This is a genomic window from Rahnella sikkimica (assembly GCF_002951615.1).
Taxonomy (GTDB): Bacteria; Pseudomonadota; Gammaproteobacteria; order Enterobacterales; family Enterobacteriaceae; genus Rahnella; species Rahnella sikkimica.
In genome coordinates this window covers 1,472,344-1,494,827 of the sequence record NZ_CP019062.1, presented here as the reverse complement: position 1 = coordinate 1,494,827, position 22,484 = coordinate 1,472,344, and the positions used below count along the sequence as shown (strand labels likewise).

Annotated in this window: 16 protein-coding genes; 7 read left to right on the top strand and 9 right to left on the bottom strand. The window is 56.0% G+C overall.

Annotated features, from left to right (window positions below; translation table 11 throughout):
- Window positions 1-362: 362 nt before the first annotated feature.
- The 3 genes from BV494_RS06680 to BV494_RS06670 all read right to left on the bottom strand — a co-directional run bounded on the left by BV494_RS06680 (window position 363) and on the right by BV494_RS06670 (window position 5,944).
- Window positions 363-1,970 (bottom strand): gamma-glutamyltransferase family protein, encoded by a 1,608-nt coding sequence (locus BV494_RS06680; protein WP_104922151.1) that lies wholly within the window; start codon window positions 1,968-1,970, stop codon window positions 363-365.
- Between the two features lie 465 nt (window positions 1,971-2,435).
- Window positions 2,436-4,520 (bottom strand): sensor domain-containing protein, encoded by a 2,085-nt coding sequence (locus BV494_RS06675; protein WP_104922150.1) that lies wholly within the window; start codon window positions 4,518-4,520, stop codon window positions 2,436-2,438.
- A 401-nt stretch (window positions 4,521-4,921) separates the two neighbouring features.
- Complete coding sequence (locus BV494_RS06670; RefSeq protein WP_104922149.1) at window positions 4,922-5,944, bottom strand: LacI family DNA-binding transcriptional regulator; 1,023 nt, start codon at window positions 5,942-5,944, stop codon at window positions 4,922-4,924.
- 259 nt (window positions 5,945-6,203) lie between these two features.
- On the opposite strand from BV494_RS06670, the gene ascF reads away from it, so the two are divergent.
- From ascF to BV494_RS06635, 6 genes are all read left to right on the top strand, one after another.
- Window positions 6,204-7,682: a PTS cellobiose/arbutin/salicin transporter subunit IIBC gene (gene ascF / locus BV494_RS06665; RefSeq protein WP_104922148.1), complete on the top strand. Its 1,479-nt coding sequence runs from the start codon at window positions 6,204-6,206 to the stop codon at window positions 7,680-7,682.
- 14 nt (window positions 7,683-7,696) lie between these two features.
- Complete coding sequence (locus BV494_RS06660; RefSeq protein WP_104922147.1) at window positions 7,697-9,127, top strand: 6-phospho-beta-glucosidase; 1,431 nt, start codon at window positions 7,697-7,699, stop codon at window positions 9,125-9,127.
- Window positions 9,128-9,833: 706 nt separating this feature from the next.
- A complete protein-coding gene (locus BV494_RS06650; protein ID WP_104922145.1) occupies window positions 9,834-10,676 on the top strand; it encodes an ABC transporter substrate-binding protein in 843 nt (280 codons plus the stop codon).
- A gap of 24 nt (window positions 10,677-10,700) precedes the next feature.
- The gene (locus tag BV494_RS06645) at window positions 10,701-11,531 is read left to right on the top strand and encodes an amino acid ABC transporter ATP-binding protein (protein ID WP_104922144.1); all 831 of its coding nucleotides are present in this window, start codon (window positions 10,701-10,703) and stop codon (window positions 11,529-11,531) included.
- Entirely contained in the window at window positions 11,528-12,301 is a 774-nt protein-coding gene (locus BV494_RS06640) for an amino acid ABC transporter permease (protein ID WP_104922143.1), read from the top strand. Before BV494_RS06645 ends, BV494_RS06640 begins: the two co-directional genes overlap by 4 nt.
- Window positions 12,291-12,983, top strand: coding sequence for an amino acid ABC transporter permease (locus BV494_RS06635; protein WP_104924730.1), 693 nt, complete (start codon window positions 12,291-12,293; stop codon window positions 12,981-12,983). Before BV494_RS06640 ends, BV494_RS06635 begins: the two co-directional genes overlap by 11 nt.
- Here BV494_RS06635 and BV494_RS06630 read toward each other — a convergent pair.
- The 4 genes from BV494_RS06630 to BV494_RS06615 are packed head-to-tail and all read right to left on the bottom strand — an operon-like array spanning window position 12,954 to window position 18,057.
- Window positions 12,954-14,585: a dipeptide ABC transporter ATP-binding protein gene (locus BV494_RS06630; RefSeq protein WP_104922142.1), complete on the bottom strand. Its 1,632-nt coding sequence runs from the start codon at window positions 14,583-14,585 to the stop codon at window positions 12,954-12,956. The genes BV494_RS06635 and BV494_RS06630 overlap by 30 nt on opposite strands.
- Window positions 14,582-15,421 carry an ABC transporter permease gene (locus BV494_RS06625; RefSeq protein ID WP_104922141.1) on the bottom strand — a complete coding sequence of 280 codons (840 nt, stop codon included), beginning with the start codon at window positions 15,419-15,421 and terminating at the stop codon, window positions 14,582-14,584. Before BV494_RS06625 ends, BV494_RS06630 begins: the two co-directional genes overlap by 4 nt.
- Window positions 15,418-16,413 carry an ABC transporter permease gene (locus BV494_RS06620; RefSeq protein ID WP_104922140.1) on the bottom strand — a complete coding sequence of 332 codons (996 nt, stop codon included), beginning with the start codon at window positions 16,411-16,413 and terminating at the stop codon, window positions 15,418-15,420. Before BV494_RS06620 ends, BV494_RS06625 begins: the two co-directional genes overlap by 4 nt.
- Window positions 16,414-16,434: 21 nt before the next feature.
- Complete coding sequence (locus BV494_RS06615; protein WP_104922139.1) at window positions 16,435-18,057, bottom strand: ABC transporter substrate-binding protein; 1,623 nt, start codon at window positions 18,055-18,057, stop codon at window positions 16,435-16,437.
- 310 nt (window positions 18,058-18,367) lie between these two features.
- Here BV494_RS06615 and BV494_RS06610 point away from each other — a divergent pair, with 310 nt between their 5' ends.
- Entirely contained in the window at window positions 18,368-19,660 is a 1,293-nt protein-coding gene (locus BV494_RS06610; protein ID WP_104922138.1) for an NtaA/DmoA family FMN-dependent monooxygenase, read from the top strand.
- An 845-nt stretch (window positions 19,661-20,505) separates the two neighbouring features.
- Here BV494_RS06610 and BV494_RS06605 read toward each other — a convergent pair.
- A complete protein-coding gene (locus BV494_RS06605; protein WP_104922137.1) occupies window positions 20,506-21,846 on the bottom strand; it encodes an LLM class flavin-dependent oxidoreductase in 1,341 nt (446 codons plus the stop codon).
- A gap of 68 nt (window positions 21,847-21,914) precedes the next feature.
- On the bottom strand, window positions 21,915-22,475 hold the full coding sequence (locus tag BV494_RS06600) for a GNAT family N-acetyltransferase (protein WP_104922136.1): 561 nt from the start codon (window positions 22,473-22,475) through the stop codon (window positions 21,915-21,917).
- Window positions 22,476-22,484: the final 9 nt, after the last annotated feature.

Below are 22,484 nucleotides of genomic sequence, written 5' to 3'. Positions count from 1 at the left end.
AATGCCTTTGAATTTAGATAAGCCTCCGGCCGCTTTCAGAAAGCTTGCTGAGTGAGCGTTTCGAGACCCAAGGCTCGAACACCGAAATGAAGGCACCGCGTAGCGGCAAGTTTTCGCGGCAATAGCTGTGGCTGCTGAAACTTAGCCAGCCAGCGATAGCGCGTGTTGTAAAAGACGTGGAGAGCCCAGAGAGGCCCCGTCCTGGGCCTCTCTGGTCGGTTTCGGCGCGGAGAGTTAGGCGATCACAGTTATTGAAAAACCGAAATTTTCTCGATCATCTTTCTGGCGCTTCACTGCAAGTGAAAAACTAAAATCACCAAGCTCGCCTCAAAAGCCGCCTGTTTGCAGCGGCTTCCTGCAAATTACATCACCAATGCTTGTCCATCTTTCCTTGATTCTGTCCCCGCCAGATACCCGCCTGCCGGATTCACCACAATCACCTGCGCGCCGCCGAACGAATGGCCGCCAAGCGGATCTTCGACAATCAGGTCATGCCCCATTGCGCGCAGCGCCGCCAGCGTATTGTGGTCATAAGTGGCTTCCATCGCCACCTGACGGCCACCGTTAATCCGCCAGCGCGGCGCATCAATGGCGGCCTGCGGATTCTGTTTGTACAACATAATGCGCAGCGCCAGTTGCAAATGCCCCTGCGCCTGCATCGGGCCGCCCATCAGGCCGAAGGACATCAGCGGTTTGCCTTCGCCGTCCTGCGCAAACGCCGGAATAATAGTGTGCAGCGTGCGTTTATTGGGCGCGACGCAGTTGGCATGCTGCGGATCGAGCGTGAAGCCGCAACCCCGGTTTTGCATACTGATACCGGTTCCCGGTACGACAACGCCGGAACCGAACCCCATGTAATTAGACTGAATAAACGACACCATCATGCCGCTGGAATCGGCGGTGGTGAGGTAGACCGTGCCGCCCGGACGCGGTGCGCCGTAGGTGACGTCGCTGGCTTTGGTGCGGTCAATCAGGTGCGCACGTTCTTCCAGATACGCATCATTGAGGAACAGTTGCGGGTCGAACAGCATATGGTCGTTGTCGGTGACGTGCTGATCCAAATCGGCCAGCGCCAGTTTCATTGCTTCGATGCACAGATGCGTGGTTTCAACCGAATCCACCGGTTTATCGCCGATGTTTAGCTTATCGAGAATGCCCAGCGCAATCAGCGTGGCAATGCCCTGACCATTTGGCGGCAGTTCGTGAACGGAACCGCCCGCGAAGGATTGTTGCAGGGTTTCTACCCAGTCGGCTTTGTGATTCGCCAGGTCATCGTGCGTCATCGCACCGCCAAATTCCCGGCTGTGGGCGATCATTTTATCGGCCAGTTCGCCCCGGTAAAACGCTTCGCCTTCGGTTTTGGCAATCAGCTCCAGCGTATCGGCCAGCTGCGTATTACGGAAGATTTCGCCGATTTTTGGCGCGCGGCCTTCAGGCGCGAAACACTCGCTGAAACCCGGCTGGTTGCTCAATTTTTTCACCGCGATTTCCCACAGACGGCCAATCAGCGGCGACACCGGGAAACCGTTGCGGGCGTAATCGATGGCCGGTTGCGCCAGCGTGGTCAGCGGCAGGGTGCCAAAACGTTTTGCCACCGCTACCCAGCCGGAAACCGCGCCGGGTACGGTAACGGCGTCCCAGCCATAGGTCGGCACGGCGTCATGGCCTTTGGAGGCGAAATATTCTGGCGTCCACGCCGCGGGTGAGCGGCCCGATGCGTTCAGACCGTGGGCTTTTTTGCCGTCCCAGATTATCGCAAAAGCGTCACTGCCCACGCCGTTACCACTGGGTTCCAGCACGGTCAGCGCGATGGCGGTGGCGATGGCCGCATCGGCCGCATTTCCGCCGAGCATCAGCATTTTCATCCCGGCCTGTGCGGCCAGCGGCTGGGAAGCGCAGACCGCATTCGCGCCCATCATCGTCGGGCGCAGGGTAGGATAAGCGACGTTAAAATCGTAATTCTCAGACATCTCTGTTCCTTAAGAAGCGGTGAATGCAGTACGCCCTCGAAACCTCTGGCGTTTTTGAACGAATTTAGACATTTGGAACATTTGGGAATGTCTTTGTCAAATTCAAAAAATGGGATGCGTTTGCCAGCACGGGGAGTTGAATACGTATGCCAAATAAAAAGAAAGATGTTAGGGAGAATCGTGCAGGCTAATTTGGTTTGCTCCTTCCCCTTTCACGAGGGGAAGGCCGGGATGGGGTGTTGGTTTTAGCGGCATAGTGGCTTGCAAAACCCCCTCCCAACCTCCCCCTTCGCAGGGGGAGGAGCAAAACAGCCGCTGAGCGATCACTGCAACTGAGAAACCGAAATATTCTCGGTCAGATGTCAGCCCTCACGGCAAGTGAAAAACCCATCGCCAGAATTAGCCCAATAATGAAACCCTTATCCCCCGATGACTCCCCGCACGGTTAGTGTCTAATACCTATCATCAGACAGGTGTAAACCCAGTCAAACGGGATTCTGAGGGCTGAGGCCGTCCAAAATAATATCCCTGGAACAAACTACAACCTTCTTCTTTCAGACGTTTGAACTGCTCGGGGGTTTCGACGCCTTCTGCGGTGGTCTGAATATCCAGACTGCGGCTCATGCCGGTGATGGCGCGGATGATCGCCAGCGCTTCGCGGCTGTCCTGCATATCGTTGATGAATGACCGGTCGATTTTGATTTTGTCGAACGGGAACGATCGCAGATAACTCAGGGACGAATAACCGGTGCCGAAATCATCCAGCGCAATACGTACGCCCAGCGCTTTCAGTTTCCGCAAAGTATCGATATTGCCCAGCGTATTGTCGAGCAGCACGGACTCGGTAATTTCCACTTCCAGACGCGACGGATCCAACCCGGACGCTTCCAGTGCGGATTCCACCACAGAAACCAGCCCGCTGTTTTTAAACTGAATCGGTGACAGATTCACGGCGACCGTCTGCGAACCGTTCCAGGTCGTGGCTTCGCGGCAGGCTTCGTGCAGCGCAAACGAACCCAGGCTGTGAATCAGACCCGTTTCTTCGGCGATGGGGATGAAATCCACCGGCATAATCAGCCCGTTTTGCGGGTGATGCCAGCGCATCAGCGCCTCATAGCCGATCACCGAATCATGTTTGGCGTCGGTAATCGGCTGGTAATAAAGGCGTAACTGATTGCAGGTAATGGCGTCGCGCAAATCCATCTCGACCACGCGGCGTTTACGGGCGGCGGCGTCCATTTCAATCCGGAAATCTTCATACCGGTTGCGGCCATTGCGTTTGGCTTCGTACAGCGCCATATCCGCACAACGCAGTAACTGATCCGGCGTATTTTCGACAGAGTCCGCCAGCGCAATCCCGATACTCAACCCCACCGACAGCGAGTGACCGTCGATAATGACCGGCGGACGCACGGCTTCGATCAGACGTTTTGAAATCTGATGCGCGGCAGACATGTCTTTCAGACCCGGCAGCACCACGGCAAATTCATCGCCACCAATGCGCGCCAGCGTGTCGTCGTCCCGCAACGTCATGCGCAGACGCTTGGAAATCGCCCGCAGCAGCTCATCGCCGACCTGATGACCGAGTGCGTCGTTCACGTTTTTGAAATTATCCAGATCCAGACACAATGTGGCGGTGTGGCTGTGCGTATAGCTGTCGCGCTGCAACGCTTCGTTAAGCCGCTGGCTGAAAAGAATGCGGTTAGGCAGGCTGGTCAGATTATCGTGGTGCGCCATGTGGTGAATGCGGGCATGCGCTGCCTGCTGATCGGTGACGTCGTCAGCAATCATCATCACATAACTGGTCTGCGGATCGTGTCCGCGGATCACCGAACTGGTGGTTTGCAGCGTCCGGTCGCCGAGTGCCGTGAGCAACTGTTGCTCGCTTTTGTGCACACCTTCAGCGCGCAGACATTCGTCTGACTGCTTATTAATAAAGTTGCTCAACCCGAGCCCCATACAATCCTGCGGGCGCATGCCGAGCATTTTCTCACGTGAAATCCCCAGCAGACGTTCTGCCTGACGGTTAACCAGCAGAATTTCCCGTGAAACGGCATTTTCGACAATAACGGAAGAGGGAATATTCGCGATCACCGTATTCAGAAATTGCGACAAAGAAGAAAGCTGTTCGCTGTTGGTTTCGGCCAGTTCTTTGGCTTTCAGCAACTCCCTTTCAGTTTCACGTCTTTCGGTGACGTCACGGGTAATCTTGGCAAAACCAATGATTTCACCCGCTTCGCGCAGGGCTTCAATAATGATGTGTGCCCAGAAACGCGAACCGTCCTTGCGCTGACGCCACCCCTCAGATTCATAGCGGCCCGTTGAGCGCGCGGTCTCCAGACCGTGCTGCGGCCAGCCACTTTTTTTGTCTTCTTCGGTGTAAAAACATGAAAAATGCTTACCCACCACTTCTTCAGGCGTATAGCCTTTCGCCCGCTGCGCCCCGGCGTTCCAGTTCGCAATCGTGCCGTCCGGAGTCAGCATATAGATCGCGTAGTCTTCTACGCGTTGGACCAGCAACCGATACAGTACATCAGAATCTTCGCTCATTTTATTTTGCCTGGTAGCCTGCCGCCTCTGCGCGGGGTCCGTCCAAATCAGAGTCCGGCGAAATAGTGCGCCTGTCCCGGCGCATTTTTGCTGTGATGTGCTCGCGAAACGTTAGCATAAGATAATTCTTAGTTCGCCAAATTTTGCGTCTAACATGCTTAAAATTAAGCATTTTTAGCAAAAAGATCGGACTTAAGTGAAATTGTACATTTGGGTTTTAGTGAGCAAATACGTTATCGGCATAATGGGAAAAAGCTTGAGTGGAATGACATGAAAAGCTAAGGCAAATGTGAAGGGATCTAACGTGTTCAATCTGTTCAGGTAAATAAAAAAGCCGCAAATTAATGCGGCCTGTAAAGTTTTGGTTCCGGGGCAACCGCGTGCCGGTGTATTACCGGGAATTATTGGCGAGTTTTATAAGGGCCGTCGATGACAGAATCACGAAGAATAAGGTCAGAAGAGAAGTGATTCTGTTCGGACAAATAACCGCCATCGAGCATGGCGATAATCTGATTAATCACTTCACTGATCATATCGCTGACCGGATCTTTCACGCTCGACAGCGCCGGAATAAGAAACGGCGCTGTCGGAATATTATCAAACCCGATCACCGAAACCTGCGCAGGCACGCCAATTCCGGCGGTGTTGAGCTGTTTCATCGCGCCGATCGCCATTTCATCGTTACTGGCAAGCAGGGCGCTGAACGGTTGACCGGACGCCAGCAGCGTTTCAACGGCCGCGGCACCACTGGCCGGTGACCATTTTCCCGGCACGATCAGCGATTCTTTCACCGGTATTCCTGAGGCCGTCAGCGCGTCGCGGTAACCGGAAAGGCGCTCAATCGCAGTCGGGGAATCCATAGAACCGGTAATAAACGCAATATCCCGATGCCCGCGTTCAATAAGCGCCTGCGTGGCGTTAAAACTCGACCCTTTGTGGTCACAATAAATACAGTGACTCTGGTGTTTGCGTAATTTGCGGTTCACGACCATCACCGGCTTTTTATATTTGTCGATCAGCAAATCCATTTCATCGACCGATAAAAAACGCGGGTAAATAATAATGCCGTCACAGCGTAAATCGTGCAGAAACTGAATGGCGTCCTGTTCTTCTTCGGCGCTGTGTTTGCCATCGACCAGAATCAGCTGGCGTCCGTTAGCGTCGAGTTTTTTCGCGGCCTGTGAAATCAGCTCGCTGAAATAATGCCCGTTATATAACGTATTCGTCACCACCAGCCCGATGCACATCGACTTGCTGGTCGCCAGATTTCTCGCCAGCAAATTGGGCCGGTATCCCGCTTCCTCAATGGCTTTGAAGACCTGATCTTTGGTTTCCTGGCTCACATAACCTTTGCCGGAAAGCACACGGGAAACCGTGGCTTTCGAGACGCCCGCTTTGGCTGCCACTTCCTGCATTGTCGACATCAGGCACCTTCCGGATGAGAAAAATTATTCGTCATTCTACACATTCCACGCGAGTTGAGAGGATTTCACTGCGCAGGGAGATCGTCATCACAAAAATGAAACAGCGTTATCAATTTCTGTTGAAGTCAGAAAGAGAACTGCACATTCTCGTGTGAAACCGGTTACCTACTGTTTCGGAAAAAGCCCGTTACGTTTCATAAAAATGGCTTCCCGGAAAAATATTATTCATAACCCTATGAATCCGAGAGAGTTATCACTCATGGCTAAGAATTTTGCAGCAATTTCCAGGTCAATTGTCGACGCCATCGGCGGCGCGGGCAACGTGGTGGCAGTCACGCATTGCATGACGCGCCTGCGCTTCGTGCTGAACGACGAATCCGTCGTGGACGCCGCGACGCTGAAATCCATCACCGGCGTGATGGGCGTGGTGCGCAATGAAAAACAGTGTCAGGTGATCATCGGCAATAACGTGTCGCAGGCTTACGCCGAAGTGCTGAAACTGCTGCCGGAAGGCTTTGCGGCGGCCAGCGGTGATACCCCCGCTAAAAACAAAATTACGCTCAAACGGATTGGCGCAGGCATTCTGGATGCGCTGATTGGCACCATGTCGCCGCTGATCCCGGCGATTATTGGCGGTTCGATGGTCAAACTGCTGGCGATGATCCTGGATATGACCGGCGTGTTTGAAAAGGGTGCATCGACGCTGGTGATCCTCAACACCATCGGCGACGGCGCATTCTTCTTCCTGCCGGTGATGGTGGCCGCGTCGGCAGCGGTGAAATTCAAAACCAACATGTCGCTGGCGATTGCGATTGCCGGGATCCTGGTGCATCCGGCGTTTATCGACCTGATGGCGAAAGCCGCGCAGGGGCAAAAAGTCGAGTTCATCGGCATTTCCGTCACGGCGGTGAAATACACCTACACCGTGATCCCCGCGCTGTGCATGACGTGGCTGCTGTCCTACATCGAAAAATGGGTGGATCGCATTACGCCGGTCGTCACCAAAAACTTCCTGAAGCCGATGCTGATCATGCTGATTGCCGCACCGATCGCCATCGTGCTGATCGGGCCGCTGGGTATCTGGATTGGCACCGGGATTTCCGCCGTGGTGTACACCGTTCACAGCTATCTCGGCTGGCTGTCGGTGGCAATTATGGGCGCGGCCTGGCCGCTGCTGGTGATGACCGGGATGCACCGCGTGTTCACCCCAACCATCATTCAGACCATCGCGGAAACCGGAAAAGAAGGCATGGTGATGCCGTCAGAAATCGGCGCAAACCTGTCGCTGGGCGGTTCATCGCTGGCGGTGGCGTGGCGGACGAAAAACCCGGAACTGCGCCAGACCGCGCTGGCGGCGGCGGCTTCCGCGATTGTGGCCGGGATTTCAGAACCTGCGCTTTACGGCGTGGCGCTGCGCCTTAAACGTCCGCTCATCGCCTGCCTGATCAGTGGTTTTATCTGCGGCGGCGTGGCCGGTTTAGGCGGCCTCGCCAGCCACTCGATGGCGTCGCCGGGGTTGTTTACCAGCGTCCAGTTCTTCGACCCGTCCAACCCGATGACCATAGTCTGGGTGGCGGGCGTCATGATCCTCGCGGTGGTGCTCTCGTTTGTCATCACCCTGTTACTCGGATTTGAAGATATTCCCGTGGAAACCGTCGCGCCGGAAGAGGGCAAAACGGCAGAGATCACAACGCCTGCGCCGTTGCCGGTGGCACCCAACGCAGCGCGTTCACATTAAAGGAGAAGTAACTCATGGCAGCATCATTATTTCCTGACGGCTTTTTATGGGGCGGCGCGATTGCCGCAAACCAGGCGGAAGGTGCCAGTTTTGAAGGCGGAAAAGGCCTGACGACGGTCGACATGATCCCGCACGGCGCGCACCGTCTGGCGGTAAAAACCGGTCAGGAAAAACGCTTCACCCTGCGGGAAGACGAATTTTACCCGAGCCATCAGGCGATTGATTTTTATCATCGTTATAAAGAAGACATCGCACTGATGGCTGAAATGGGATTCACCGTTTTCCGCACCTCAATCGCCTGGAGCCGCCTGTATCCCAACGGCGATGAACTGACGCCGAATGCGGAAGGCATCGCTTTCTACCGTGACGTGTTTGCCGAGTGCAAGAAATACGGCATCGAGCCGCTGGTCACGCTGTGCCATTTCGATGTGCCGATGCATCTGGTGATTGAGTACGGTTCGTGGCGTAACCGTAAAATGGTCGAGTTCTTCGCCCGTTATGCGCGCACCTGTTTTGAGGCATTCGACGGGCTGGTGAAATACTGGCTGACGTTTAATGAGATCAATATCCTGCTGCACAGCCCGTTCTCCGGCGCGGGTTTAGCCTTCGAAGAGGGCGAAAATCAGGAACAGGTTAAATATCAGGCCGCGCACCATGAGCTGATTGCCAGCGCGCTGGCGACGAAAATCGCCCATGAAGTGAACCCGGAAAATCAGGTCGGTTGTATGCTGGCGGGTGGGAATTTTTATCCGCGCACCTGCAAGCCGGAAGATGTCTGGGCGGCGCTGCAAAAAGACCGCGAAAACCTGTTCTTCATCGACGTTCAGGCGCGCGGCGCTTATCCGTCTTACACCCGCCGCGTCTTCGCTGAAAAAGGCATCGTCATCGATAAACAACCGGGCGATGACGACATTCTCAAAAACACCGTCGATTTTGTCTCCTTCAGCTATTACGCCTCGCGCTGTGCGTCCGCTGACATGAACGACAACAACAGCAGCGCGGCCAACATCGTAAAATCACTGAAAAACCCGCACATCGAAACCAGCGAATGGGGCTGGGGCATTGACCCGCTCGGCCTGCGCATCACCATGAACATGATGTACGACCGCTACCAGAAACCGTTATTCCTGGTGGAAAACGGTCTCGGCGCGAAAGACGCATTCAACGCGCAGGGCGAAATCGTGGATGATTACCGCATCAGCTATTTGCGCGAACATATCAAAGCAATGGGCGAAGCCATCGCCGACGGCATTCCGGTTATCGGCTACACCTCGTGGGGCTGCATCGACCTGGTGTCCGCCTCCACCGGCGAAATGAGCAAACGCTACGGTTTCGTCTACGTCGACCGCGATGACAGCGGCAACGGCACGCTGGAAAGAACCCGTAAGAAATCGTTTTACTGGTACAAGAAAGTGATTGCGAGCAACGGGGCGGATTTGGAGTGATGTGCAAAGGCCGGGATGTCCTGTCACACCGTACCCGCCAGATTCATTGCCTTCCGGCAGGGCATTACGGGCTGTTTCGGTGCAAAAAATCACCAGTATAAAAACCTCTTCTGGCTAACGTGTTGAATTTATTGAGACAGTAAAACTGGCATACAAGCTGCATTAATTTTCATGACATGAATGAAATACGTCAGTACAAAGAGATTACGGATGAAGGCGTCCGTTAGCGTTCAGGTTGCTGAGCGCTAACAGGACGCTTTTTTTTTGGTTTGTGGCCAACCAAACTGGCCTTCGCTCCACACTCACTCAGCAAGCTTTTGCAAGCGGCTGTTGTGCTCCTCCCCCTGCGAAGGGGGAGGCCGGGAGGGGGTTTAGCAGACAACTCACCTTCAAAGTCGCCATTTCGAACCCCATCCCAGCCTTCCCCTTGCCAAGGGGAAGGAGCAAAAACCCCAGCCTTCCGAATGACATAGCCTCTGGGCCAGTTTGGGCGGCAAGCCCAGGCTTTGAACAGAAATGCGTCCCCGCATCTTGCCATCCAGATCCAACCCTTATGCATAAATCATCCATCGATATCCTTTTTTGTTAGTGGCAGCCGCCCGTTCCTATATGCAATTCTCTGACCTACAAAACAAAAATGTTATTTACCTGCCAGATTAAAAATTTAGGGCGCGAGCCCTCTTAAGATGACTTATAAGGAAAAACTATGGCTGCTACATCAGTAATCAAAAATAAATTCAATAAAAGCGTTGTTTCCGCCGGTCTGTTTCTGGCGCTCAGCGCAGTCTCAACGTTTGCAGCCCATGCGGATCAGCTGGCTGATATCAAGAAAGCCGGCGTGGTGAAAGTAGCCACGTTTGATTCCAATCCCCCGTTCGGTTCTGTGGATGCCAAAACGCACGATATCGTCGGTTATGACGTTGATTTTGCGAAAGCGCTGGCGAAAACGCTGGGCGTGAAGCTGCAACTGGTGCCGACGAATCCGGCGAACCGTATTCCGTTATTGCAGTCTGGCAAAGCCGATCTGATTGTGGCGGATATCACCATCACGCCGGAACGCGCGAAAGTGGTCGATTTCTCCCTCCCTTATTTCGTGACCGGTCAGCAGTTCCTGGTGCCGGCCAGTTCACCGGATAAACTCGACGCCTACGCCACGGCGCGTATCGGCGCGGTGAAAGGCACCACCGGCGAGCAGGAATTGCATAACCGCTTCCCGCAATCGCGCGTGTTGTCTTACGACGATATTCCGCTGGCGCTTTCTGCGCTGCGTAACGGCAACGTGCAGGCGATTACGCAGGACAGCACCATTCTGGCCGGTTTGCTGGATGGCGCGCCGGACAAGGCAAAATACAAAGTCTTGCCTGAATTGCTGAGCAAAGAAGAGATTGGCGTTGGCGTCAAAAAAGGCGAAACCAGCCTGCTGAAAGTGGTGAATGACGAACTGCTGAATCTGGAGAAAAACGGTCAGGCGGTGAGCATTTATAACGTCTGGTTTGGCCCGCAGACAAAATCTCCGCAGCCACGTCTGTTCAAGATTGAAGCCAAATAATCCGCTTTATGCAAGGTAATGCACATGCAGCAAGACACCTTATCAACCGCAGCGACGTCTGCGGTTTTTTCACATTCAAACGCCGCTAAAACCACGGCGGTTGAGTTTCGTCAGGTCAGTAAATCTTTCGGTCATCACCTGGTGATCCGTAATGTCGATCTGAGCGTCGCCAGCGGCGATGTGGTGGCGGTCTGCGGGCCGTCCGGCTCGGGGAAATCCACGCTCATCCGCCTGATTAATCAGCTGGAAACCGTCACTGATGGCGAAATTCTCATTCACAACAAACCGACGCGCGGCCTGAACGGATCGGCGCTACGCGAGTTACGTACGCACATCGGTTTTGTGTTTCAGCAATTCAACCTGTACGCCCATCTGACCGCGCAGGACAACGTCAGCCTCGCGCTGATTAAAGTCCACGGCTGGAAGAAAAGTGATGCACGCGGGAAGGCGCTGGCGCTCCTGACCCGCGTTGGTTTGCAGGATAAAGCGCAGCATTATCCCGAGCAACTTTCCGGCGGCCAGCAGCAGCGCGTGGCGATCGCCCGGGCGCTGGTGACGGATCCGGACATCATTTTGTTCGATGAACCGACGTCGGCGCTGGATCCGGAAATGATCGGCGAAGTGCTTCTTGTCATGCAGGAACTGGCGAAAAGCGGCATCACGATGATTGTTGTGACCCATGAAATGAGTTTCGCCCGTGAAATTGCCGACCGGGTGATCTTTATGGACGGCGGCGAGATTCTGGAACAGGCGGAACCGGAGGATTTCTTCCTGCGGCCGCAGCATCCGCGTGCGCAGCGTTTTCTGCAAAAAGTGTTGTTCCCGCTGCATCCTGAAACAGGAGCGGGGCAATGATCTGGCATCCCGACTGGGCTGGCGTGCTTACCGGCCAGCCTTTGCAGTGGATTATCTCCGGCTTTCTCACCACGCTTTACGTCAGTATTGCGGGCAGTGTGCTGGCGACGCTTCTGGTGGTGTTACTGATCGCGCTGCGCCTGAGTCAATCGCATCTGGCGCACGGCGCGGTAGCGGCGTTTGTGTCGGTTTTCCGCAACACGCCGCTGCTGGTTCAGCTGCTTTTCTGGTATTTCGCCGCGTACGGCGCGCTGCCGCAAAGCTGGCGTTTTTACATCGGCGATACCCACGCGTGGGCGGTTTTTCCCGGCAATATCGCGTGGCTTACACCGGAGTTTTTATGCGCCGCGTGGGGGCTGGGATTATTCACCGCCGCATTTTTGGTGGAAGAAGTGCAGGCGGGGCTGAATTCGGTGCCGAAAGGCCAGACCGAAGCCGCGATTTCGCAGGGTTTCAGCCGCAAAACGCTGCTGCTTTCGATCCTGTTACCGCAGGCGCTGACCAACGCGTGGCAGCCGATCACCGGGCAGTATCTCAACCTGATGAAGCTTTCCTCGCTGGCGACCGGCATCGGATTTTCCGAGCTGACGTATCAGGTCAGTCAGATTGAAAGTTACAACGCGCACGCCTTTGAAGGTTTTGCGGTCGGCACGTTGCTGTATCTGGCGCTGGGGATGATCCTTGGCGGGCTGATGACGGTATTGGGCCCGAAACGTCCGCAACAAAGGCCGCAGGTGGCGCAGAAGGCGGAGGTGAATGATGGAGTTTGACTGGTCGGTTTTACAGGATAATTTCACCTATATGCTGTGGGGCAGGCTGGCCGACGGCGAACCGGGCGGCGTTTTGCTCACGCTGATCATGGCCGTTTCTGCTGGCGTGCTGGCGTTAGTGCTGGGCGTGGCGATGGCGGCGTTAGCGTGGCGTTTCGGTGGCTGGACGCGAAAATTACTGTTTCTGTGGGCCTCGTTTATCCGCGGCATCCCGCTGATTTTTGTGATTTTCTGGCTCTATTTCCTGTTGCCGGTGGTGTTTGGCGGCTCGATCCCCGGCCCGCTGACGGTGATTATCGCACTCGCCTGGTTTACCTCGGCGGCGGTGATGCACTCCACGCTGGCCGGGCTGGAGTCACTGCCGCGCGGGCAAACCGAAGCGGGGATTGCATCTGGCATGAGTTACAGACAGGTTTTGCTCAATGTCCTGCTGCCGCAGGCGTGGCCAAATCTTTTGCCGTCGTATCTCGGGTTGCTGATCTCGCTGGTGAAAGACACCTCGCTGGCGTTTATCGTCAACGTGCCGGAACTGACCACCGTCGCGGGGCAGGTGAATAACCGGGTGCAAATCTACCCGGCGGAAATCTTCCTGTTTGTCGGCCTGATGTATTACCTGCTGTGTGCGTCGCTGGCGTATGTGGCGGGGAAATCCTTAAAACGCCGCCGTTTGATCAGGGCGTGATGCCACCACCGGCAGCGCATTAATCAGTTGTTGGGTCCACGGATGGGCGGGGCGGTGGAAGATGTCATCGACCTGTCCGTGCTCGACCACGCTGCCGTCTTTCATCACCATCACCCTGTCCGCCAGATGATGGACTACGCCGAGATCATGCGAAATAAACAGCAGCGCGGTGCGGTGTTCGGCCTGCATGTCGGCCAGTAAATCCAGCACCTGCGCCTGAACGGAAACGTCCAGCGCGCTCACCGGCTCGTCGGCCACGAGTAATGCAGGATTCGGGGCAAACGCGCGGGCGATGGCAATACGCTGGCGTTGACCGCCGGAAAGTTCGCGCGGATAACGCCGCAAAAATCCTTCACCGAGCTGCACTTCATCGAGCAATTGCAGGATGCGGCGGCGTCGTTCATCGCCAAAAATCCCCACACTGTCGAGGCTTTCTCCGATGATTTTTTCCACGTTATAACGCGGATCAAAAGAGCTGAGCGGATCTTGTGCGATCAGCTGAATCCCGCGGCGTTGCAGCCTGCGGACGGATTCGGGGATCTGACTCCAGCGCTGACCCTGAATAGTGATCGTGCCGGAACCGGGTTCAGTCAGGCCGAGCACCATTCTGGCCAGCGTGGTTTTCCCCGAGCCGGATTCACCCACAATCCCCAACGTTTCGCCCGCCGCCAGCGTCAGACTGACGTGGTTTACCACGGCTTTGTCCGCGTAATGTTTGCTCAGATTGCGTACGTCCAGCACCGGTTCGCCGGTGGCGATATTTTTGGCGGGCAGCGGCCTGCCGCTCTGGCCGGAGAGTTTCAACCCGCGCGTGGCAGGGCCGGGAATGGCAGCGAGCAGCTGGCGCGTATACGGGTGATCCGGCGTGCTCAGCAGTTTTTCGCCCGTGCCTTCTTCCACCACCTTGCCCTGATGCATGACCAGGATCCGGTCGGCGAGTTGCCCGACCACAGAAAGGTCGTGGCTGATCAGCAACAGACTTTCGCCCCGGTCGCGGCGCTGTTGCAGCAGATCCAGAATCTGTTTCTGCACCGTCATATCCAGCGCGGTGGTCGGTTCATCGGCAATCAGCAAACCGGGTTTCCCGGCCAGCGCGGTGGCGATCAGCACACGCTGACGAAGCCCGCCGGAAAGCTGATGCGGATACGCCGTCAGCCGGTTTTCAGCATCAGGAATGCCAACCGATTTGAGCAGAGAAATGCTTTGCAGATGCAGCTCCTGCGGCTTAGCGGCGCGGTTCGCCTGTAACGCATCGCGCAGTTGCTGACTGATGCGGCGCAACGGGTCGAGCGACACCAGCGCGTCCTGCAACACATAGCCAATTTTGCTGCCACGAATTTTCCGCCAGCGGCGCTGGCTGGCACCGAGCATATCCTGCCCGTCGATCACAAAACGGTCGGCGGTGATACGCGCTTTGGCATCCTGTAACCCCAGCAGGCTGCGGGCTGTGACGGTTTTCCCCGAGCCGGACTCCCCGACGAACGCGAGTGATTCCCCGCGTCTGAGCTGCAAATTCAGGCCACTGACCGCCGGTTTTTCGCCGTCCGCCGAGGGAAAAGTGATCGAAAGATTGCGGATATCAATAAACAGTTCGTCGCTCATGGCTGTTTCCCTTCAAAAGTGGCCTGCCAGTAGCGGCCCAGCGTGTTCACAGAAATCACGGTCAGGGTGATCGCCACGCCCGGCCAGACGCCAATCCACCACGCATTGCGCAGATAATTGCGGCCTTCGGCCAGCATCAGCCCCCATTCTGCCGTCGGCGGTTGCGGCCCCATGCCGAGAAAACTCAGACCCGCCGTGCCGATAATCGCGGTGCCCAGCCCGAGCGTAGCCAGCGCCGGAACGTGCGCGATAGCGTGCGGCAGCACATGCCGCCAGACCAGAATGTGGCGTTTGAGACCCAGCGTGCGCGCCTGTTCCACGTAACCGGAGGACATCACCACAAAGGTTTGCGCCCGCACCACGCGGGTGAAACGCGGCACGGAAGCGACGCCGAGTGCGAAGATCAGATTGGTGGTGCCGGGGCCTGTGAACGCAATCAGCATCAGTGCGAGCAGTAAATCCGGGAACGCGGAAACCACGTCCACGGCGCGGCTGATCAGCTCATCAAGCGGACCTTTGAATAATCCGGCGAGTAAGCCAAGCAGGCTGCCGATGCTGACCGCCACGACCATCGCCGCGAGGCTGATCAGCAGGGAATACCGGCTGCCGTAAATGATACGCGCCAGCACGTCGCGCCCGAGCTGGTCGGTGCCCAGCCAGTGTTCAGCGGAAGATGGAAGTTGCGCGTTAACCGGATCGGCGTTCAGCGGGTCGAAATGCGTCAGCCAGGCGGGGAAAATCACCGCCAGAACGACCAGTAGTAAATACCCTGCCGCGAGAAGGTAACCGGCAGAAAAACGGCGCTTCACGCCGCCTGAAATCAGTAACTGGCTCATGCGTTTTCCTCACCGTTCTGGCCGTTATCCCGCAGTCGCGGGTCGATAAACAGATACAAAATATCCACCAGCGTACTCAGCACGACGTACACCAGCGCGGAGAAAATCGCCACCGCCAGCACCACCGGCAGGTCTTTACCCAGAACGGCATCGACGGTGATTTTGCCCAAACCGGGGCGGCCAAAAACCTGTTCGGTGATTACCGCGCCGCTGAGCAAACCGCCAATCAGCCAGCCGGTCAGGGTGACAGCGGGCAGGGCGGCGTGGCGCAGCGCGTGGCGTAAACGGATAACGCGGTTGCCCAGCCCCCACGCGCGCAACGTCAGCACAAAGGGTTCGTCGAGCGCATCTTCCAGCCCGCGCCGCAAGACCTGAGAAACCACCGCACCCTGCGCCAGTCCGAGGGATAATGCCGGTAATACCAGTGAGGAAAAACTGCGGTCGCCCGCCACCGGAAACCAGCGCAGCGTAAAGCTGAAGATAAACAGCAGCACAATGCCGAGCCAGAAAGAGGGCGTCGAGGCCAGAACCAGCTCGATACCGCCCGCAATGCGTTGCCCCCAGCGACGGTGCGCGGTTACGACGGCCATCACCACGGCAAACACCAGGCTGATGACCAGCGCCAGACCGGTGAGTTTAAGCGTTGGCCACAGCTGCGATAACACCAGCGAACTGACGTCGGTATTGAGCATATAAGAGCGGCCAAAATCACCGTGTAAAACGCGCCAGAGATAGTGCAGATATTGCAGATACAGGGGCTGATCCAGCCCCCATTCCGCGCGGATCGCCGCTTCAATCGCCGGTGTTTGTACCTGTTCGCCCATCAGCAAACTGACGATATCGCCCGGCGCGAGATACACGCTGATAAAAGACAGCGTGACCGCGGCCCACAGCACCAGCGCACCGCTCAGCAACCGCCGGACAACGCGCCCGTGCCATGACGGCGCTGACTTAGGCCGCTGCGGGGGAATAAAGGTACTTTCAGCCGACATAATAAAGCTCCTTACTGCTGATTAATGCTTGCTCAGCCAGACGTCGTAGGCGTTTTCCGGCATCTGTTTGAACGGACGGAAACCGACGCCATGAACGTAAGACGCCGCCGCAATCTGGTCTTCCGGCTCATAAAGCGGGATCGCCAGCGCCTGCTGCAACACGGCAAAATTCTGCAACTGGCCGTAGAATTTTTTGCGTTCAGCGTTATCCAGCGTCTGCGACGCACCTTTCAGCAGCGGAATGATTTCCGGTGCATCGGTGCGGCTGTAGTTGATCGCGCCGCCGGCGTTGACCGGCAGGTAATGGTTTTCGATATCGATGCCGTCGGTGTCGGTATTGGAGTTGGCAATCGAGCCAAACTGACCGGTTTTTCTGACTTCGGTATAGGTACCGGAATCGACGTAACGGATTTTCAGATCCACGCCCAGCCGCTGCCGTGCCTGTGCCTGCAATGCCTGCAACAGGACATCACGCTGATCGCGCACGGTGGCCTGTGCCTGAATAATTTCGATGCTCAGCGGCTGGCCGTCTTTTGTGCGAATGCCGTCAGCGCCTTTGGTTTTCCAGCCGGCTTCGTCCAGAAGCTGGTTCGCAAGCTTTGGATTATTGCCGTATTTGCCGGTCAGGCTGGCGTCATACAGCGGGTCAACCGGCGACGTAATGCCCCAGACGCGCGTGCGTTCGCCGCGATAAATCGATTGCAGAATCGGAGAAATATCCAGCCCCTGTAAAATCGCCTGCCGTACTTTCACTTCCTGCGTCGGGCCATATTTCACATTCAGGAACAGCGAATACGGCGTGCCGGTGTTCAGGGCGTGCTGATAGCTGAAATCCGCGTTGTCCTTGAATTCGCCCGCATCGTTGCCGGACACGCCTTCAATCACATCCACCTGACCGGAAAGCAGTGCGCCGGTGCGCACGGAAGATTCCGGCAGGAAACGGTACGTTACGCTTTCGAGATACGCCGGGCCCTGATGTTTGGCATTCGCCGACGCCCAGTGATAATCCGGGTTGCGCACATATTCAATCTGCTGGCCTTTCTCATAGCGCCTGAGAATAAACGGGCCGGTTCCCGCGATATCCGTGCCACCGGCTTTCAGCTGCGGCGACGTCCACGACGACGGCGAAATCAGTTTCAGGCCGGAGGCAAACGAGAGGAACGGGCTGTAAACCTGCTTCAGCGTGAGGGTAACCGTGTGCTCGTCCGGCGTGGCGATGGTGTCGATTCTCCCGGCCAGCGCACAAATACTCGAACCCGCGCAATACGCCGGATCCTGTGCATGACGGAAGTTTTCTGCCACGGCGGCAGACGTCAGTTTTTCCCCGTTCGAAAACTTCACGTCATCGCGCAGGGTAAAGGTGTAAGTTTTGCCGTCATCGGAAACGTGATAACCGGTCGCCAGCCACGGGATATACGCGCCGTCGGGCGTGCGCGCCAGCAGTGATTCATAGGCAACGCGCAGGATAAGCTCGGCTTTGGATTGCCCGTTTAACTGCGGATTCAGCGTATTGGGCTCGGTTTCGACGCCCCACGTCAGGCTTCCGCCTGGCTGAGGTTGTTCAGCGGCAAACAGCGACTGCCCGGAAGAAAGCACCAGCAGTGTTAAAGCAGAAAGAGAACGCGCACCAGCAAAAGATTTCATACATTTCCCGTCAGGTTATTAATCATCAATGATTCGAATAAACGCATAAATAATAAGGATGCCGCACTATTAACCGGCGGCTGAAAGGAATTATTAAGGGCAGGTTACTAAGTTGTAAAATCACAATATTTGCTTATCAGCGATAATAAATGACTTAGCGGAAAATTATTTTTTTGATCAGTCAGTGAATAATCAGGAAAACCCGGCTTATCCATATTCAGGGTTATAAAATGCTTTTTTCTTCGTGGCGTAATCACCTCTGTTCTCTATTTTTAACGCAGGTTTATCTTTCCCGTTAAAGGAGATCAGTTTGACCAGTTCATCCCGCAGACGTTTAAAAACCCTGGCCGGGGCAGGGAGCGCAATTTACGCCTCTGATGATCCGCGCCCGGATACCGGTATTTCCCGCGCCGTGGCGCTGGCCAAAAAAGCGGAGAAAGAGAAATTCACCGCGCTTTTCACTGCCGATTTATTGCAGGCCGATCCCGACGGGCTTTCCGGCTCAACCGGCAGCCAGGATCCGATTGTCACACTCGCCGCGCTTAGCCAGGTGACGTCACACATAGGGCTGATCGCCACCGTTTCAACCACCTACCAGCACCCGTACAATCTGGCGCGACTGATTGGCACGCTCGATCACGTCAGCGGTGGCCGCGCGGGCTGGAACGCCGTGACGTCCTCGGTGGGTGAGGAAAACTTCGGTGACATTCAGCTTCCCGCGCCGGAAGTGCGTTACGCCCGCGCGACGGAATTTATTCAGGTCATCAATGCCTTATTTGACGCCAATCAGCCGGACGCGGTGACGCGCAGTAAAAACGGTTCGGTGAAAATTGACCCGCGCAAACTGCACCCGATTAACCATCACGGGGATTTCTTCCGCGTGCAGGGCCCGCTGAACGTCCCGCCACCGCCACAGCGCAGGCCGGTACAGTTTCAGGCCGGGCAATCCGAAGAAGGCCTGAAACTCGGCGCGAAATACGCCGAAGTGATTTACACCTCGCAGCCGACGCTGGAAGATGCCAAAGCCTTTGTGGAGCGCGTGCATCATCACGCCGATGCGTCTGGCCGCCGCGAAAACCGGCCACTGATCATGAATTCGTTTCATTCTGTCATCGGCGAAAGCCCGTCAGACGTGGCGCGCCGTCTGTTTGAAAAGCACGAGCGGATCGATTATCAGCAAGGGCGGCTCAAAGTCGCTGACATGCTCGGCGGTGAAATAGACCTGCGCGATTCCCCGCTGGATCAGCCGATCCCGCTGCGGTTACTGCCGGACGTTGAGCAGGTCAACCGCCGTCGCGGGCGTGCGGAAATCTTCAAACGTTTCGCCCTACAGGGGCTGACGCTGCGCGAACTGATCATTCAGGCACAGGAAACCGGCCACTGGTTTGTCGCCGGAACGGCGGAATCGCTGGCGGACGCCATAGAAGAGCGCTATCGCGCGGGTGTGCTGGATGTGATTTCATTACATGGACTGGGGCAGGCGGATCAGGAGGATTTACTTTTGAACGGGTTATTACCGGAGTTACGGAAACGCGGGCTGGTGGATACGGATTATACCGGGGGGGATTTTCGGGCAAATCTTGGTTTGCCCGTGCCGCTTTAAATTCGGTTTTCACTTGCAGTGTGACGCTGTCGAAAGATCGAGAAGATTTCGGTTTTTCACTTGCAGTGTGACGCTGACGAAGGATCGAGAAGATTTCGGTTTTTCAATAACTGTGATCACTTAACTCACTGCGCCGAAACCGACCAAAGAGGGCTATGACGAGCCCTCTTTGGAATCTCCGCGTCTTTTTTACTGCGCGCTCCGCTCGCTGGCTATGTTCCAGGTGCCGCAGCTATTGCCGCAAACGCCGCCGCTGCACGGTTCTCTCGCCTCGGGTTCGAACCTGCTCGAAAACAGACTCTCGCCGTTTCTCACTCCTCACTCGCCGTCGTTTTGAAAGCGGCCACAGGCTATATAATTCGGAAGTTAGATGCAGGCTGATTGTTGGTTTTCTCCTTCCCCTCTCACGAGGGGAAGGCCGGGATGGGGTGTTGGTTTTAGCGACTCAGTGGCCTGCTAAACCCCCTCCCAACCTCCCCCTTCGCAGGGGGAGGAGCAAACCAACAGTTTGCAAATGTTTGCACATTCAGAAAGCCTCCAGCCGCTTTCAGAAAGCTTGCCGAACGAAGTGTTTCGAGACCTGTGGCTCGAAACCGAGAAAGGGAACCGCGCAGCGGCAAGTTTTCGCGGCAATAGCTGCGGCACCTGAAACATAGCCAGCGAGCGATAGCACGTGTTGAAAAAGCGGGGAGAGATCCAAGAGAGGGAAAGCACTTCCCTCTCTTGGGCGGTTTCGGCGCAGTGAGTTAAGCGATCACTGTAAGTGAGAAACCGAAATTTTCTCGGTCAACACCGGCCCTCACGGCAAGTGAAAAACCGCCTTTTGCTGCGGTCTCAGCAAAGTTTCAAACGGTCAGTGCATCGGAATGCACAACCTCGACGAACTGATTCTCCGGCTCCCGTAACCCCAGATTCCCGCGAAGCGTCCCGTCTTCGTACTCGGTACGATACAACCCGCGTGCCTGTAAAATCGGAATGACGAAGTCGATAAAATCATCAAATGCCGTCGGCGTGCCACCCCGAACGATAAAACCGTCCGTTGCACCAGACGTAAACCAGTGCTCCAGCCCGTCGGCGACGTGTTCGGCGGTGCCGGAGAATGTCGGGCGGGGCGTGGCGGCTTCCAGCGCGGCTTGCCGTAATGTCAGCCCGCGTTCTTTAGCATTGCGTTTGATTTCATCGGTCGTGCTGCGGAAGCTGTTCTGGCCTAAATCGCCGATGTCCGGGAACGGCGCATCCGGGTCGTATTGCGCGAAATCATGATGCTCAAAGTAGCGCCCCAGATAATCCAGCGCGCTTTCCAGCGTCACCAGTTGCGCGGTTTCCTGATATTTACGCTCGGCATCCGTGACAGTGTCACCGATAATCACGCTGATGCCCTGGAAGACGCGAATGCCGTCGGCGTCGCGGCCATTTTCGACCAACTGACGGCGGACGTCTTCGCGGAATTCGCGTGCCAGCTCCGGCGTTTCCTGACGGGTGTAAATCGCGTCGGCGGCTTGGGCTGCAAAGGCTTTTCCCTGCTCGGAAGCACCGGCCTGGAAGACGACCGGACGCCCCTGCGGAGAGCGGCCGACGTTCAGCGGGCCCTGTACCGAGAAATATTTGCCGTGGTGATTGAGCGTGTGCAGCTTATCCGACGCAAAGAACTGGCCGGTGGCTTTGTTGCGCACAAACGCGTCTTTTTCCCAGGAATCCCATAAGCCTTTGACGACGCTGACGTATTCGCTGGCAATGCGGTAACGCTCGTCGTGTTCCGGGTGTTTGTCACGTGAGAAGTTTTTGGCCGAACCTTCCAGCGGCGAGGTCACAACGTTCCAGCCTGCGCGGCCGCCGCTGAGATGATCGAGGCTGGCGAACTGGCGCGCGACGGTGAAAGGCTCGCTGTACGAGGTGGAAAGCGTGGCGACCAGTCCGATTTTTTGTGTCACCAGCGACAGCGCGGAAAGCAGCGTAATCGGTTCAAAACGGTTAAGAAAATGCGGGATAGATTTCTCAGTAATAAACAAGCCATCGGCCACAAATAAGAAATCAAATTTAGCCTGTTCGGCTCTTTGCGCTAATTGCTGGCAGAACTGAATATTAATACTGGCGTCGGCAATGGCATCCGGGTGTCGCCATGCGGACATATTTCCCGATGCGCCCTGAATAATAGCGCCGAGACGTATTTTTTGTTTTTGAGTCATTTTCTTTCCCTTAAATGGACGGCTCTCAGAAATAAAACATTCGTGAATTAAATAGCGCTGATGCGCGATCAAACCAGCGTGCGTAATTGCGCGATGGAACGTACCAGCGGGGCCTGTTCCTGTGCGTCGAAAGCCTGCTGAATCAGCACTTTTCGCAGATAAACCAGCTCGACGCCCAGCGGATTCGTCGCGGTAAGAAACGGCTCGTAACCCCGGCGCTGATACAACTCCGTCAGCCACGGATGTTTGATGGCGGTCGCCAGATACACGGCGGGGGATTTCAGCGTGTCGCGCAAAAACGTCTCTTCGACATAACGGATAATCTCGCTGCCAAAACCTTGCCCTTTGGCGTGTTCCGCCACGGCAAACCAGTGGACGAAAGGCCAGGGCGCGAGATGATTTTTCGCCGGAGTCCACAGAAAACGGGTCGTCAGCGTGGCCGTCAGCTCGCCGTCTTTTTCCAGCACATAAGTGGTTTCATTGCGGATCACATCCCGCACATCCTCCACGCTGGCGCGGGTGATGGTGAAATGGATGCCGTGTTCGAGCAGCGGCGCATAGGCTTTTTGCAGCAGGGAATGCAGCGCCGGGGCTTCAGATTCCTGGGCAAGGCGGATCTTATGGCTCATGTTCGGTTC

Coding starts and splice junctions, on each gene's coding strand:
- BV494_RS06680 (WP_104922151.1), bottom strand. CDS start 1,970: ATGTCTGAGAATTACGATTTTAACGTCGCTTATCCTACCCTGCGCCCG.
- BV494_RS06675 (WP_104922150.1), bottom strand. CDS start 4,520: ATGAGCGAAGATTCTGATGTACTGTATCGGTTGCTGGTCCAACGCGTA.
- BV494_RS06670 (WP_104922149.1), bottom strand. CDS start 5,944: ATGTCGACAATGCAGGAAGTGGCAGCCAAAGCGGGCGTCTCGAAAGCC.
- ascF (WP_104922148.1), top strand. CDS start 6,204: ATGGCTAAGAATTTTGCAGCAATTTCCAGGTCAATTGTCGACGCCATC.
- BV494_RS06660 (WP_104922147.1), top strand. CDS start 7,697: ATGGCAGCATCATTATTTCCTGACGGCTTTTTATGGGGCGGCGCGATT.
- BV494_RS06650 (WP_104922145.1), top strand. CDS start 9,834: ATGGCTGCTACATCAGTAATCAAAAATAAATTCAATAAAAGCGTTGTT.
- BV494_RS06645 (WP_104922144.1), top strand. CDS start 10,701: ATGCAGCAAGACACCTTATCAACCGCAGCGACGTCTGCGGTTTTTTCA.
- BV494_RS06640 (WP_104922143.1), top strand. CDS start 11,528: ATGATCTGGCATCCCGACTGGGCTGGCGTGCTTACCGGCCAGCCTTTG.
- BV494_RS06635 (WP_104924730.1), top strand. CDS start 12,291: ATGGAGTTTGACTGGTCGGTTTTACAGGATAATTTCACCTATATGCTG.
- BV494_RS06630 (WP_104922142.1), bottom strand. CDS start 14,585: ATGAGCGACGAACTGTTTATTGATATCCGCAATCTTTCGATCACTTTT.
- BV494_RS06625 (WP_104922141.1), bottom strand. CDS start 15,421: ATGAGCCAGTTACTGATTTCAGGCGGCGTGAAGCGCCGTTTTTCTGCC.
- BV494_RS06620 (WP_104922140.1), bottom strand. CDS start 16,413: ATGTCGGCTGAAAGTACCTTTATTCCCCCGCAGCGGCCTAAGTCAGCG.
- BV494_RS06615 (WP_104922139.1), bottom strand. CDS start 18,057: ATGAAATCTTTTGCTGGTGCGCGTTCTCTTTCTGCTTTAACACTGCTG.
- BV494_RS06605 (WP_104922137.1), bottom strand. CDS start 21,846: ATGACTCAAAAACAAAAAATACGTCTCGGCGCTATTATTCAGGGCGCA.
- BV494_RS06600 (WP_104922136.1), bottom strand. CDS start 22,475: ATGAGCCATAAGATCCGCCTTGCCCAGGAATCTGAAGCCCCGGCGCTG.